Source organism: Ensifer sp. Root127, from assembly GCF_001425225.1.
GTDB classification, from domain to species: Bacteria; Pseudomonadota; Alphaproteobacteria; order Rhizobiales; family Rhizobiaceae; genus Ensifer; species Ensifer canadensis.
Map to the genome: position 1 here is coordinate 192,719 of NZ_LMDX01000044.1, position 14,745 is coordinate 207,463.

Here is a 14,745-nt window from a genome sequence, read left to right on the forward strand (position 1 = left end):
GAGCCGGCGCGGGCTTCCCCGCGCCGGCTTTTCTTCTTAGAAGGACGTGACGAAAAGTGCATGCACCTGCTTATACGTGACCACGAGGACCGAGATGACCAACGCGCCCGCCGCGACCGCCCAAAGCGATCACCCGACCGTTAAATCCGGAAAGGTCGGCGTTCTGCTGGTCAATCTCGGCACGCCCGATGGCACCGACTACACCTCGATGCGCCGCTATCTCAAGGAGTTCCTGAGCGATCGCCGCGTCATCGAATGGTCGCGGTTGTTCTGGTATCCAATCCTCTACGGCATCGTGCTCAACACCCGCCCCGGCAAGGTCGGCAAGGCCTATGAAATGATCTGGAACAAGGATCTGAACGAGAGCTATCTGCGCACCTACACCCGCAACCAGGCGACCTTGATGGCGGAAGCCTTCGCCGAGCAGCCGCACATCGTCGTCGATTGGGGCATGCGCTACGGCCAGCCGTCGATCGCCTCGCGGATGGAGGCCCTGCAGAAGGCCGGATGCGAGCGCATCCTGCTATTCCCGCTCTATCCGCAATACGCCGCGGCAACGACAGCCACCGTCAACGACAAGGCATTCGAAGCCCTGCTCAAGATGCGCTGGCAGCCGGCGCTGCGCACCGTCCCGCCCTATCATGACGATCCCGTCTATATCGACGCGCTGGCGACCTCGATCACGCAGCATCTGGCGACGCTCGACTGGGAGCCGGAAGTGGTGCTGACCTCCTTCCACGGCATCCCGAAAAGCTACTTCGAAAAAGGCGACCCCTACTATTGCCAGTGCCAGAAGACCGCGCGCCTGCTGCGCGAAAAGCTCGGCTGGTCCAAGGACAAGCTGCAGGTAACCTTCCAGTCCCGCTTCGGGCCGGAAGAATGGCTGCAGCCCTATACCGACAAGACGGTCGAGAAGCTGGCGCAGGATGGCGTCAAGCGCATCGCCGTGATCAACCCAGGCTTCGTTTCCGACTGTCTGGAAACGCTCGAGGAAATCGCCGAGCAGGCGGCCGAGAGCTTCCATCACAATGGCGGTGAGAAGTTTGCACATATCCCCTGTCTCAACGACAGGGCCGAGGGCATGATGGTTCTCGAGCATGTCGTCCGCCGGGAGCTAAGCGGCTGGCTTTGAAGCCGAAATCTGCGACGACCGCTTGAAATAGACTGACCGATGCCCACGTCTGGGTTAGAGTGTCACTTCAAACTGGGGTTGTGATCATGGGGGACGTGTCTTTGGGCGGATTTGATATTGCGGTCATCGCATTGGTGGTCTTGGTGATCTTTGTGATCATCACCATGGTCAAGACGGTGCCGCAGGGCTATCGCTATACGGTGGAGCGCTTCGGCCGCTACACCAAGACGATGGAACCGGGTCTCAACATCATCATTCCGTTCATCGACCGGATCGGCGCCAGGATGAACGTGATGGAGCAGGTCCTCGACGTTCCGACCCAGGAAGTCATCACCAAGGACAACGCCAGCGTGTCGGCCGATGCCGTCGCGTTCTACCAGGTGCTCAACGCCGCCCAGGCTGCCTACCAGGTGTCCGATCTTCAAAACGCCATTCTCAACCTGACCATGACCAACATCCGCTCGGTCATGGGGTCGATGGACCTCGACGAACTTTTGTCGAACCGCGACACCATCAACGACAAGCTGTTGCGCGTGGTCGATGACGCCGCCAACCCCTGGGGCATCAAGATCACCCGCGTCGAACTCAAGGACATCGCACCGCCGAAGGATCTCGTCGACGCCATGGCTCGGCAGATGAAGGCCGAGCGCGAGAAGCGCGCCCAGGTGCTGGAAGCGGAAGGGTCGAGAAACGCGCAGATCCTGCGTGCCGAAGGTGCCAAGCAGTCGGCCATCCTGCAGGCCGAAGGCCAGCGCGAGGCCGCCTTCCGCGACGCCGAGGCGCGCGAACGTCTGGCCGAGGCCGAGGCCAAAGCGACACAGATGGTGTCGGCGGCGATCGCTGCCGGTGACGTCCAGGCGATCAACTACTTCGTCGCCCAGAAATACACCGAAGCGCTTGCTGCGATCGGCACTGCCAACAACCAGAAGATCATACTGATGCCTATGGAAGCGTCCGCGCTGATCGGCTCGCTCGGCGGCATTGGCGCAATTGCCAGGGAAGTGTTCGGCGACAACCAGGCGCCAGCCCCCCGGCAGCGCCAATCGACGACACCGCGCACCGGCCCGGCGTCCGATCCGTTTGAACCTCAGGGACAATAGGCGATGGTCCAGCGCATCATCCTTGAACTCGGCCCCTGGAGCTGGTGGGTTCTCGGTCTTGCACTGCTGGCGGCCGAAGTCGTCGCACCCGGCGTTTTCCTCGTCTGGATCGCCATTGCCGCGCTCATCACCGGCGTTCTGTCGCTCTTGCTGTGGGACACTGTCGTCTGGGGCTGGCAGGTTCAGTTCGTCGTCTTCGCGCTTCTGTCCATCGTCGCCGTTCTCCTTGGGCGGCACTTCATCTCCTCGTCTTCCAGGGAGACGGACGAACCGCTGCTCAACCAACGGGCCCAAAGCCTCGTCGGCCGAACCGCCGTGCTTGAAAAGCCGATTGCCGAGGGCCACGGCCGCGTGCGTCTGGACGATACGATCTGGATCGTCGAGGGGCCCGATCTGCCCGCCGGTACGCGCGTTCGCATCGTTGCCAGCCACGGGCGCAACCTGACGGTCGAGAGCGCCTAAAGCGCCGCGACCGTTCAGATGCGCGTGCTGCGCTTTAAGCTCTTGTTTTTGCGCATGTCGTTAACGCGTTTTTGCCGTTTGGAAACGATTGGTTAACCACGCGGCTTTACGATTGCGAAAGGATTGCAATCAGGCTCGCGGACAAACGGCAGATGGTGCCAGACAACACTCGCTCGATCGGAAGAGACGCGCGGCGTTTGACGCTGGTGGCGTTGCTGCTGGCCGGCACCGCGATGGCCGCTCCGCTTTCGGCGCATGCCCAAACGGTGACGAACGCCGCCGTGCCGACGACCCCTGGCATCGTTGCCCCCGGCACAGCAACCGCAGCACCGGCGATCGCCGATCCGCAAACGACGGGCGCCGTCAGCACCGACGATCTGTCTCCGGCCTCGGACGAAGACCTCATCCGTCTCAACCGCCGCGAACCAACGATCGATGGATTGCGGACGCGAATAGAGCCGGAAGACGACCGCGCACCCGGCGTTCGCATCGGCACATTCACGCTGCGGCCGGAAATCGGCGAGACGATCAACCATGAATGGCGCAACAACGGCAACAACAACAAGCAGAACCGCGGTTATCTGGAAACCGGCATCCGCGGCACCCTGACGTCGGATTGGTCCCGCCACGAACTGACGGTTATCGGCGCTGGCGTGTTGCAGAACAACATCTCCGGCGAGGGCGAGGAAGAGCCTCGCGCTGACATCGACGCGGAACTGCGCCTCGATCTCTCAGATGAAACCGTTGCGCGTCTTCGGGCAGGCTACAGCTTCGACCGTGAGGACGCCGACGATCCGAACGCGATCTCGAATGCCAAGACACAATCGGGCGTCAACACCTATCGGCTCGGCGCTGCCATCGAGCGCGACTTCGGCCTCATCCGCGGATCGGTCGGGCTCGAATTCGAACGGCAGACCTATGGCGACGTCGAGCTGGAAAACGGCACGACGATGTCGGTCGAAGACCGAAACCGCAACAACGGAACCCTGACGGCGCGCGTCGGCTATGAAATGTCACCGGCACTGATCCCGTTCATCGAGGCCGCGGTCGGCGGGTCGATCTACGATCTTCGCCAGGACACGCTCGGCTTCGAGCGCTCCTACCAGAGCTACGCGACACGTGGCGGTCTGGAGGTCGACCTTGGCGAGAAGCTCTACGGCGAGATCGCCCTTGGCTACGAGACCTATCGTTTCGAAGATGACCGGCTCAGCGACGTCAGCGGCCTGTCCGTCGACGGCCGCCTCAACTGGTCGCCGCAACGCGGTACGGATGTGCTCTTCGGGCTATCGACCGGTCTCGACCCGTCGACGACAGCGGGCGTTTCCGGATCGATGGACTATGCCTTGACCAACATCATCACCCACGAGATGCGCTCCGATCTGGTTGCACGACTGTCCAACACCCTGATCATCCGCAAATATCCGTCAGACTCCAGTTCCCTCGACGAGACAACCTGGCGCACCGGCGCAGGCCTCACCTGGGATATGAACCGTTACCTCGCACTAATCGGCGATGTCAGCTATGAGCGCACCACGCCCGACGTCGGCGATACGACCGACATCACCCGCGTCGGCGTCGGTCTTGTGCTGCGGCGTTGAGTAAAAGCAGAGAGGCCGCCATGCATAAAGGCCGGGCGGCAATGCGCATTTCCATACAAAGAAAAAGGCCGCGCCCGTGGGGGACGCGGCCTTTTCGTTTCGGTTGAACCGGGATTACTTCAAGCTGCTCAAAAGCGCCTTCAGCGGGCCCTCCACGATCGGGCGGATATCGGCGCGCTCCAGCGCGAAGGCGACGTTGGCGAGGATGAAGCCATCCTTGGCGCCACAGTCGTAGGTCTCGCCGCGGAAATGATAGGCGGCGAACTGCTGGACCTCCGAAAGCTTCAGCATCCCGTCGGTCAACTGGATCTCGTTGCCGGCGCCACGCTCCTGTTTCTCCAGGATCGGGAAGATTTCCGGCTGCAGGATGTAGCGGCCGTTGATGAAGAAGTTCGACGGCGCCGTTCCCGGTGCGGGCTTCTCGACCATCTTGGTGATCTTGAAGCCGTCGCCGACCTTGTCGCCGACACCGACGATCCCGTATTTGTGGGCCTGGTCCGGTGCGCATTCCTCGACTGCTATGACGTTGCCGCCGCTCTGTTCGTAGAGCTCGACCATGCCCTTCAGGCAGCCCTTCTCGCCCTTCATGATCATGTCGGGCAGCAACAGCGCGAAAGGCTCGTTGCCGACCAGCTCGCGGGCGCACCACACGGCATGGCCAAGGCCGAGCGGCGCCTGCTGGCGGGTGAAGCTCGTCGTGCCGGCCTTCGGCAGAATGGTGTCGAGAAGCTCGATCTCGATCTTCTTGTTGCGCTCGCGCAGGGTCTGGTCGAGTTCGACCTGGATATCGAAATAGTCCTCGATCACGGCCTTGCTGCGGCCGGTGACAAAGATCAGGTGCTCGATACCAGCTTCCATCGCCTCGTCGACCACATATTGAATGACCGGCTTGTCCACCACCGTCAGCATTTCCTTCGGCACGGCCTTGGTGGCCGGCAGGAAACGCGTGCCCAGACCAGCGACCGGGAACACGGCTTTGCGGACTTTACGCTTGTCGGTCATCGGTACCTCCTTCATTCGGATTTCAATCCTGAGTGTTGCTGTTAAAATCCTTAAATCAAAATCAATTTAAGGAATCGTGCAGCGCTTTGCAGTGCGGCGGCAATCTCTACGCAACGATGTGAACGCACGCTGAACCGGGACGAAAAAAATGCAGATACGGACGGTACTCGCATTTTCTTCCACGGAAGACGCAATGGCCTTTTCATGGTAAAGGGTTTGTTGACCACGTTTCTGTAGATTCGCCTTAATCCGGCGCTGCATCGACTGCGGCCGGATCCGAGAACAGGAACCGCCGGCGGTCGCCGAACCGCAAGGCTGGCTCCAGACTGCCACCATGCGGAAATGTCCCGGCTATGACGGCTGAGGCTCCGCAGAGAAACGGAACCGACAGCTGATGATCAGAAACCGCAGGACGTTTTTCCGTCATATCGCAGCCGCCTTCGTCCTATCCGCCGTCGCGCTTGGCACCTCCCCCGCGCGCGCCGATGCCGGATTCCAGAATTGGATCAACAACTTCTATGCCACGGCTGCAAAGAGCGGCATCACCCAGGCGACCTATCGCAAGGCCTTTGCCGGCGTGAAGACACCCGACGCCACCGTGATCGAAAAGGCCAATTACCAGCCTGAGTTCAAGCACAAGATCTGGGAATACATCGATTCCCGCGTCAACCCCTACACCAAGCGCGTCGGCCAGGAGATGGCCGCCAAGCACGCCCGCACGCTGAATTCGATCGAAAAGCACTTCGGCGTCGACAAGACGATCCTGCTGGCGATCTGGTCGATGGAATCGAACTACGGCGCCGTTCTCGAAAAGGACGACCGCCTGCACTACGTGCCGCGGGCGCTCGCAACCCTTGCCTATGCCGATCCCAAGCGCGCGAAATTCGCCAAGACCCAGCTGATTGCCGCACTCAAGATCCTGCAGAGCGGCGACATCACCCCGCGCGAACTGACCGGCTCCTGGGCCGGCGCCATGGGACACACGCAATTCATCCCGACCAGCTATCTGCTCTACGCGGTCGACGCTGATGGTAACGGCCATCGTGACATCTGGAATTCGGTGCCCGACGCGCTTGCGACCGCCGCCAACCTTTTGAAGAAGAACGGCTGGCAAGCGGGCGAGACCTGGGGCTACGAAGTCGCACCACCGGCCAACGCCGCGAAATATTCCGGACAGACGAAGACGCTTGCCCAGTGGGCAGCACTCGGTTTCCTCCGCCCGAACGGCAAGGGCTTCCGCAACGGCAATTCGCGGGCCGAACTGAAGCTGCCGAGCGGCGGTAACGGTCCAGGCTTCCTGATGACCAAGAACTTCTTCGTCATCAAGCGCTACAACGCGTCGGACAGTTACGCGCTCGGCGTCGGTCTTCTTGCCGACCAGATCGCCGGTTATGCCGGAATGCAGCAGCGCTGGCCGCGACCGGACGGTTCGCTCGATATCAGCGAGAAGTTCGAATTGCAGAACCGCCTGAAGGAACTGGGTTATTACAGCGGCGAAGTCGACGGCAATTTCGGATCCGGCTCCAAGGCTGCGATCCAGGAGTTCCAATCGAAGAACGGCCTGGCGCCGGACGGCGAGCCGACACAACATCTGCTGCGCGCCCTGCGCAACTGACGCGCACGCCCGAAACGCGACGGCGGCCTTGCGGCCGCCGTCCGTTCGATGGATGATCAGATATGCATGCGAAAACCAAGGCCCGGATGACAGGGGGCGCAATGCCCTGGAGGACGGCGACGATGATCATCGCCGCAGCCGCGATGCTGTTCGTCGGCTTTGCCGCAAGTTATGCGGAAGCCCAGCAGAGGGTGCAGCGACGCAATCTCTTCCAGATGCTGTTCGGCGGCCTCACGCGCGAACGCCGCGTAATCGACGAGCGGTACGAGTTTCCGCAACAGCCGCGCCCGAGGCGCGCCCGCCAAAGCCAAACCCCGCAACGACAGAAGGCTCCGGGCCAGCAAAAGGCAAAGCCCGCCATTGCCGATGCGGCGCCGGTGCCGCAGCCGGTTGAAAAGGCGCCGGACTCCAAGAAGGTTCTGGTCGTCGGCGACTTCATGGCCGGCAGCCTCGGCGATGGCCTGAAGACCGCATTCGAGATGACGCCCGGCATCACCATCGAGACGCGCGCAAGCGGCTCGTCCGGGCTGGTGCGCGAGGACTATTTCAACTGGCCGGTGACGCTGCCGAGCTATGTGGGCGAGATCAAGCCTTCCGTCATCATCATCAGCCTCGGCGCCAACGATCGTCAGCAGATGCAGATCGGCAGCACCAAGGAAAAGTACCGCACCGATCTTTGGACCGAGGAATACCGCAAACGTGTCCATGCGCTAGCAGAGTTGGCACACAAGGAAAAACTGCCGGTCCTGTGGGTCGGCATGCCGCCGTTCCAGTCCGCCGCGATGACCGCCGACATGGTGACGTTCAACGGCATCTACCGCGAGGAAGTCGAAAAGGTCGGTGGCCAGTTCGTCGACATTTGGGACGGTTTCGTCGACGAAGGCGGCAAGTTCGTGCTGACCGGCTCCGACATCAACGGCCAGCAGGTTCGATTGCGCGGCGCCGACGGGATCAACCTGACCAAAGCCGGTAAACGCAAGCTCGCCTTCTACGTGGAAAAGGACATTCGCCGCCTGCTCGGGGATGCCGCGGCGACCGACAAGGACGTGCCGGGCGCCGATGGGCTGAAGGACCTTGTGGTTACCGCGCCGCTTGCCAACGAGGACATCGTCAAGACGCAGCCGATCGGCCTCACCGATCCGGATCTCGACGGCGCTGCAGCACTGCTCGGCGATGCCGCACCCAACAAGGGCACAGGCAAGAGCCCGCGCGACCGACTGGTCGACAAGGGGGATGTTGCCGCGGCACCTGCCGGCCGTGTCGACGATTTCCGCCTCGCCAAGCCTAGTACGGTCATCAGCAATCCGGTGATCCGGAACTAACACTTTTTCGAGCGGCTGCGTGCGACAACCATCGTCACGGCGATCGCTTCGCCTAGAGCGTTTCCGATTTGGACGGAAGCGCACAGATGCTCTATCTCTTTGTTTTTACGCATTTCCTGACGGAAAGCCGCTTCGCACTTTTCCTGGAAATTCCCTAAAGCAAAAGGGGCCCCACGATGAACCGGCGGAGCCCTTTTTGCACTTGGGAGCAATGATGTCAGCGCGGCAGGATCGACGATCCCATCAGCGCCTCGTCGATCGCGCGGGCCGCCTGGCGGCCTTCGCGGATCGCCCAGACGACGAGCGACTGGCCGCGGCGAACGTCGCCGGCCGTCCAGAACTTGTCGACCGAAGTCTTGTAGTCGCGGTCGTTGGCAACGACGTTGGTCGAGCCACGACGATCGGTGTTGAGCGTCAGCTTGTCGCCGAGATCCTTCAGTACGCTATCGGTGAACGGGCCGCTGAAGCCGATGGCGATGAAGGCGAGATCGGCCTTGATGATGAACTCCGTGCCGGCAATCGGCTTGCGGCGATCGTCCACCTGGCAGCACTTGACGCCGATGAGGTTGCCGTCCTCGTCGCCGACAAACTCCAACGTCGCGACCTGGAACTCGCGGATCGCGCCTTCGGCCTGGCTGGACGAGGTGCGCATCTTGGTCGCCCAGAACGGCCAGACGGCAAGCTTGTCTTCCTTTTCCGGCGGCTGCGGGCGGATGTCGAGCTGGGTGACCTTGACGGCACCCTGGCGGAAGGCCGTGCCGACGCAGTCGGAGGCGGTGTCGCCACCGCCGACGACGACGATGTGCTTGCCGCCGGCAAGGATAGGCGCTGACGGCCAGCCGGTGCTGTCGATGTTCTCACGCCCGACCCGGCGGTTCTGCTGCACGAGATAGGGCATGGCGTCATGCACGCCGGCGAATTCGACACCGGGGATGCCGGCATTGCGCGGCGTTTCGGAGCCGCCGCAATAGAGCACGGCATCGTGGCGATCGATCAGTTGCTCGGCCGGCAGGTCGACGCCGACATTGACGCCGCAATGGAAGGTGACGCCTTCGCCCTTCATCTGCTCGACGCGGCGATCAATGAAGTTCTTCTCCATCTTGAAGTCGGGGATGCCGTAGCGCAGCAGGCCGCCGGGCTTGCTCTCGCGCTCGTAGACGTGAACCTCGTGACCGGCGCGCGCCATCTGCTGGGCGGCGGCCATGCCGGCCGGACCCGAACCAATGACGGCGACCTTCTTGCCGGTCTTGGTAACAGCCGGCTGCGGCACGATGTAACCCATTTCATAGGCCTTGTCGGCGATCGCCTGCTCGACGGTCTTGATCGCGACCGGCGCATCCTCGAGGTTCAGCGTGCACGCTTCCTCGCACGGCGCGGGGCAGACGCGGCCGGTGAATTCCGGGAAGTTGTTGGTCGAATGCAGGTTGCGGATCGCCTCTTCCCAGTTGCCGTTGTAGACCAGATCGTTCCAGTCGGGGATCTGGTTGTGCACCGGACACCCGGTCGGCCCATGGCAGTAGGGGATGCCGCAATCCATGCAGCGTGCCGCCTGCTTCTGCACCTCCGGTTCCGACATCGGAATGGTGAATTCACGGAAATGGCGGATGCGGTCGGACGCCGGCTGGTACTTTGCCACTTGCCGGTCGATCTCGAGAAAACCAGTTACCTTACCCATCGTATCATCCTGATAGCTATGCGTCTGAACAGGCGCTTGAGACAAGCGCGCGTGATGAACCCCCGAACCCTTTTCGGAACCGGGAGCCCTTTTCACCGGGGCCTCTATTCGGCCGCCTCTGCCATTTTCATGCGTTCCATGTCTTCGAGCGCACGACGATATTCGACCGGCATGACCTTGCGGAATTTCGGCCGGTAGTCTGCCCAATGGTCGAGGATCGCCTTTGCCCGGGGCGAGCCCGTATGGTGCAGGTGGCTGGAGATCAGCTGATAGAGCCGCTCCTCGTCGTGGCGCGTCATATCGCCGGACACGTCGACCATGCCCTTGTGCATGATGTCGCCGCCGTGATGATGCAGCTTCTCGAGCATGTCGTCTTCTTCGGGCACCGGCTGCAGTTCGACCATCGCCATGTTGCAGCGGCGGGCGAAATCGCCTTCCTCGTCCAGCACATAGGCAACACCGCCGGACATGCCGGCCGCGAAGTTGCGGCCCGTCGCGCCGAGAACGACGACGACACCGCCGGTCATGTATTCGCAGCCGTGGTCGCCCACGCCTTCGACGACCGCAATGGCACCGGAATTGCGCACGGCGAAGCGTTCGCCGGCAACACCGTTGAAGTAGCATTCGCCGGAGATCGCGCCGTAAAGCACGGTGTTGCCGACGATGATCGAGTTTTCGGGCACGATTTTGGTGTTTTCAGGCGGCCGGACGATGATACGGCCACCGGAAAGCCCCTTGCCGACATAGTCGTTGCCGTCGCCCACCAGGTCGAAGGTGATGCCGCGCGCCAGGAAGGCGGCGAAGGATTGGCCCGCCGTACCCTTGAGGGTGACGTGGATCGTATCGTCCTTCAGGCCCTTGTGGCCCCAGCGCTTGGCAAGCACACCCGAAAGCATGGCGCCGGCCGACCGGTCGACGTTCTTGATCTTGGCTTCGAAGGCGACGGGCGCCTTGGTTTCCAAGGCGATCTTGGCCTTCTCGATCAGCGTTCGGTCGAGCACGTCGTCGATCGGGTGCTTCTGGCGGCTGGTCCAGTAGGTCTCCGCCTTCGGAGCGTCGACCTTGTGGAAGATCTTCGAGAAATCGAGACCGTTGGCCTTCCAGTGGGCGAGCGCGCCGTCCTTCTCCAAGAGTTCGGAAGCACCGATGATTTCATCGAGCCTGCGCACGCCGAGCGAGGCGAGGATCTCGCGCACTTCCTCTGCAACGAAGAAGAAGTAGTTGATGACGTGCTCGGCCGTGCCCTTGAAGCGCTTGCGCAGCACCGGATCCTGGGTCGCGACACCGACAGGACAGGTGTTGAGGTGGCACTTGCGCATCATGATGCAGCCGGCCGCAATCAGCGGCGCGGTGGCAAAACCGAACTCGTCGGCGCCGAGAAGCGCGCCGATGATCACGTCGCGGCCGGTCTTCAGGCCACCATCGACCTGAAGGGCAACGCGCGACCGAAGGCCGTTCAGCACCAGCGTCTGCTGAGTTTCGGCAAGGCCGATTTCCCAGGGGCTGCCGGCGTGTTTCAACGACGTCAGCGGCGATGCGCCGGTGCCGCCGTCGAAACCGGAAACGGTGATGTGGTCGGCGCGCGCCTTGGCGACACCGGCAGCAACCGTGCCGACGCCCACTTCCGAGACCAGCTTGACCGAAACATCGGCTTCAGGGTTGACGTTCTTCAGGTCGTAGATCAGCTGCGCCAGATCTTCGATCGAGTAGATGTCGTGGTGCGGCGGCGGCGAAATCAGGCCGACGCCCGGCGTCGAATGCCGGGTCTTGGCGACGGTCGCATCCACCTTATGGCCGGGCAGCTGCCCGCCCTCGCCGGGCTTGGCGCCCTGGGCCACCTTGATCTGCAGCATGTCGGCATTAACAAGATACTCGGTGGTCACGCCGAAGCGGCCGGAGGCGATCTGCTTGATCGCCGACCGTTCCGGGTTGGTCGAGCCATCGGGCAGCGGCAGGTAGCGGTCGCTTTCCTCGCCGCCTTCGCCGGTGTTCGACTTGCCGCCGATCCGGTTCATGGCGATTGCCAGCGTCGTATGCGCCTCGCGGCTGATCGAGCCGAAGGACATGGCGCCCGTCGAGAAGCGCTTGACGATGTCGGTGGCCGGCTCGACCTCGTCGACGGAGATCGGCTTGCGGCCGGCAGCCTCCGCACTCTTGACGGTGAACAGGCCACGGATCGTGTTCATCCTGAGCGCCGAGTTGTTCACCATCTCGGCAAATTCGCGATAGCGATCCTCTGCATTGCCGCGCACGGCATGCTGCAGCGAGGCGATCGCATCCGGCGTCCAGGCGTGGCTTTCGCCGCGCATGCGGTAGGCATATTCGCCACCGATATCGAGCGTGTTGGCAAGCACCGGATCGGCACCGAAGGCTGCCTTGTGGCGGGCGACGGTTTCGGCCGCGATCTCTTCAAGGCCGATGCCTTCGATCGTCGTCGCAGTCCCGAAGAAGAACTGGTCGACCAGCTTCGACGACAGGCCGACAGCATCGAAGATCTGCGCGCCGCAATAGGACTGGTAGGTCGAGATGCCCATCTTGGACATCACCTTGAGGATGCCCTTACCCACCGCCTTGATATAGCGGTAGACCACTTCGCTGCCGTCGACTTCCTTGGGGAAATCGCCGCGCTTGTGCATGTCGGTCAGCGTATCGAAGGCAAGATACGGGTTGATCGCTTCGGCGCCGTAGCCGGCGAGCAGGCAGAAGTGATGCACTTCACGCGGTTCGCCGGATTCCAGCACGATGCCGACCGAGGTGCGCAGGCCCTTGCGGATCAGGTGGTGGTGCACGGCGGCCGTTGCCAGCAGCGCCGGGATCGCGACGCGGTCCGGACCGACCTGGCGGTCGGAAAGCACGATGATGTTGTAGCCACCCTTGACCGCCGCTTCCGCACGTTCGCAGAGGCGATCGAGCATTTCCGGCATGCCTTCGGCATCGCGCGAAATGTCGTAGGTGAAGTCGAGCGTCTTGGTGTCGAACCGGTCCTCGGTATGGCCGATCGAGCGGATCTTTTCCAGATCGCCGTTGGTCAGGATCGGCTGGCGCACTTCCAGCCGCTTGGCATGCGCCATGCCGGCATGATCGAGCAGGTTCGGGCGCGGGCCGATGAACGAGACGAGGCTCATCACCAGCTCTTCGCGGATCGGGTCGATCGGCGGGTTGGTGACCTGCGCGAAGTTCTGCTTGAAGTAGGTATAGAGCAGCTTGCGCTTGTCGGACATTGCCGAGATCGGCGTGTCGGTGCCCATCGAGCCGATGGCTTCCTGGCCGGTGGTGGCCATTGGCGACATCAGGATCTTGGTGTCTTCGAGCGTGTAGCCGAAGGCCTGCTGGCGGTCGATCAGGGAAACGTCGCGGCGCAGCGCACGCGGCTCGACCGGCTTCAACTCTTCGAGGATGAGCTGGGTATCGTCGAGCCACTTGCGGTAAGGATGCTTGTCGGCGAGCGAAGACTTCACCTCCTCGTCGGAGATGATGCGACCCTGCTCCATGTCGATGAGCAGCATCTTGCCCGGCTGCAGGCGCCACTTCTTGACGATCTTTTCTTCGTCGACCGGAAGCACGCCGGCTTCAGACGCGAGGATGACGCGATCATCAGATGTGACGATATAGCGGGCCGGACGCAGACCGTTGCGGTCGAGCGTCGCGCCGATCTGGCGGCCGTCGGTGAAGGCCACGGCTGCCGGTCCGTCCCACGGCTCCATCAGCGCTGCGTGGTATTCGTAGAACGCCTTGCGCTCGGGCGACATCAGCTGGTTGCCGGCCCAGGCTTCGGGGATCAGCATCATCACCGCATGCGAAAGCGAGTAACCGCCCTGCACCAGGAATTCGAGCGCGTTGTCGAAACAGGCGGTGTCCGACTGACCCTCGTAGGAGATCGGCCAGAGCTTGGAGATGTCGTCGCCGAAGAGCGGCGAGGACACGGAAGCCTGGCGCGCCGCCATCCAGTTGACGTTGCCGCGCAGCGTGTTGATTTCGCCGTTGTGGGCGACCATGCGATAGGGGTGCGCGAGCTTCCAGGACGGAAACGTGTTGGTCGAGAAGCGCTGGTGAACCAGGGCGACGGCCGACTGGAAGCGCTCGTCCTCCAGGTCCTTGTAGTAGGCGCCGACCTGATAGGCCAGGAACATGCCCTTGTAGACGATCGTCTGCGTCGACAGCGACACGACGTAGAAGCCGAGATCGCCGCCTTCCGCTTCCGCATAGATGCGGTTGGAGATCACCTTGCGCAGCGTGAACAGGCGACGCTCGAATTCGGCGTTGGTCGCGGCATCGCGGCCGGCACCGATGAACACCTGCACATGGTGCGGTTCGGTCGCAGCGATATCAGGAGCCTTGGAAAGCGACGAATTGTCGACCGGCACGTCGCGGAAGCCAAGCACGTGCTGGCCTTCCTCGGCGACCACTTCGCTGATCACGTCCTTGAAATGGGCAATCAGCTTTTCGTCGCGCGGCATGAAGAGGTAGCCGACGCCATATTCGCCGGCCTTCGGCAGGGTAACGCCCTGCTTGGCCATTTCCTCGCGGAAGAAGCGGTCGGGGATCTGCACGAGGATGCCAGCGCCGTCACCCATCAGCGGGTCGGCGCCGACGGCACCGCGGTGCGTCAGGTTTTCGAGCATGAAGAGGCCGTCGCGCACGATCTGGTGCGACTTCTCACCCTTCAGATGCGCGACGAAGCCGACGCCGCAGGCATCGTGTTCGTTGCGCGGATCATAGAGACCCTGTTTTCGCGGCAGGCCGGACGGGAATGTGGGCGTTTTTTCAGCCGTCGCAACAGTGTGTGCGAGGTTGAGCCCAGATTGCTGTGATGGCGTGTGATCCGTCATCGTCTTCCCT

General features: G+C 62.4%; 9 protein-coding genes. 6 read left to right on the top strand and 3 right to left on the bottom strand.

Annotated features, from left to right (window positions below):
* The first annotated feature begins 94 nt into the window (after positions 1–94).
* From hemH to ASD03_RS30645, 4 genes are all read left to right on the top strand, one after another.
* Positions 95–1,132: a ferrochelatase gene (gene hemH, locus ASD03_RS30630; protein ID WP_057217947.1), complete on the top strand. Its 1,038-nt coding sequence runs from the start codon at positions 95–97 to the stop codon at positions 1,130–1,132.
* A 101-nt stretch (positions 1,133–1,233) separates the two neighbouring features.
* Positions 1,234–2,232, top strand: coding sequence for an SPFH domain-containing protein (locus ASD03_RS30635; RefSeq protein WP_025424808.1), 999 nt, complete (start codon positions 1,234–1,236; stop codon positions 2,230–2,232).
* A 3-nt stretch (positions 2,233–2,235) separates the two neighbouring features.
* Complete coding sequence (locus ASD03_RS30640) at positions 2,236–2,694, top strand: NfeD family protein (RefSeq protein ID WP_025424809.1); 459 nt, start codon at positions 2,236–2,238, stop codon at positions 2,692–2,694.
* Between the two features lie 152 nt (positions 2,695–2,846).
* Positions 2,847–4,292 (top strand): outer membrane beta-barrel protein, encoded by a 1,446-nt coding sequence (locus ASD03_RS30645; protein WP_025424810.1) that lies wholly within the window; start codon positions 2,847–2,849, stop codon positions 4,290–4,292.
* A 114-nt stretch (positions 4,293–4,406) separates the two neighbouring features.
* Here ASD03_RS30645 and galU read toward each other — a convergent pair whose 3' ends face one another.
* The gene (gene galU / locus ASD03_RS30650; RefSeq protein ID WP_025424811.1) at positions 4,407–5,294 is read right to left on the bottom strand and encodes a UTP--glucose-1-phosphate uridylyltransferase GalU; all 888 of its coding nucleotides are present in this window, start codon (positions 5,292–5,294) and stop codon (positions 4,407–4,409) included.
* A gap of 394 nt (positions 5,295–5,688) precedes the next feature.
* Between galU and ASD03_RS30655 the strand changes: the two genes are divergently transcribed.
* Positions 5,689–6,909, top strand: a complete 1,221-nt coding sequence (locus tag ASD03_RS30655) for a lytic murein transglycosylase (protein WP_025424812.1) — start codon at positions 5,689–5,691, stop codon at positions 6,907–6,909.
* Positions 6,910–7,010: 101 nt separating this feature from the next.
* Entirely contained in the window at positions 7,011–8,231 is a 1,221-nt protein-coding gene (locus tag ASD03_RS30660; protein WP_234907903.1) for a DUF459 domain-containing protein, read from the top strand.
* A gap of 217 nt (positions 8,232–8,448) precedes the next feature.
* Here the strand turns inward: ASD03_RS30660 and ASD03_RS30665 are convergent, their stop codons facing one another.
* Positions 8,449–9,906, bottom strand: coding sequence for a glutamate synthase subunit beta (locus tag ASD03_RS30665; protein ID WP_025424814.1), 1,458 nt, complete (start codon positions 9,904–9,906; stop codon positions 8,449–8,451).
* A gap of 104 nt (positions 9,907–10,010) precedes the next feature.
* The gene (gltB, locus tag ASD03_RS30670) at positions 10,011–14,735 is read right to left on the bottom strand and encodes a glutamate synthase large subunit (RefSeq protein WP_025424815.1); all 4,725 of its coding nucleotides are present in this window, start codon (positions 14,733–14,735) and stop codon (positions 10,011–10,013) included.
* Positions 14,736–14,745 lie beyond the last annotated feature (10 nt).

What these genes read in the sequence shown, in the direction of transcription:
- hemH (WP_057217947.1), top strand. Translation starts at nt 95, where the DNA reads ATGACCAACGCGCCCGCCGCGACCGCCCAAAGCGATCACCCGACCGTT.
- ASD03_RS30640 (WP_025424809.1), top strand. Translation starts at nt 2,236, where the DNA reads ATGGTCCAGCGCATCATCCTTGAACTCGGCCCCTGGAGCTGGTGGGTT.
- ASD03_RS30645 (WP_025424810.1), top strand. Translation starts at nt 2,847, where the DNA reads ATGGTGCCAGACAACACTCGCTCGATCGGAAGAGACGCGCGGCGTTTG.
- galU (WP_025424811.1), bottom strand. Translation starts at nt 5,294, where the DNA reads ATGACCGACAAGCGTAAAGTCCGCAAAGCCGTGTTCCCGGTCGCTGGT.
- ASD03_RS30655 (WP_025424812.1), top strand. Translation starts at nt 5,689, where the DNA reads ATGATCAGAAACCGCAGGACGTTTTTCCGTCATATCGCAGCCGCCTTC.
- ASD03_RS30660 (WP_234907903.1), top strand. Translation starts at nt 7,011, where the DNA reads ATGCCCTGGAGGACGGCGACGATGATCATCGCCGCAGCCGCGATGCTG.
- ASD03_RS30665 (WP_025424814.1), bottom strand. Translation starts at nt 9,906, where the DNA reads ATGGGTAAGGTAACTGGTTTTCTCGAGATCGACCGGCAAGTGGCAAAG.
- gltB (WP_025424815.1), bottom strand. Translation starts at nt 14,735, where the DNA reads ATGACGGATCACACGCCATCACAGCAATCTGGGCTCAACCTCGCACAC.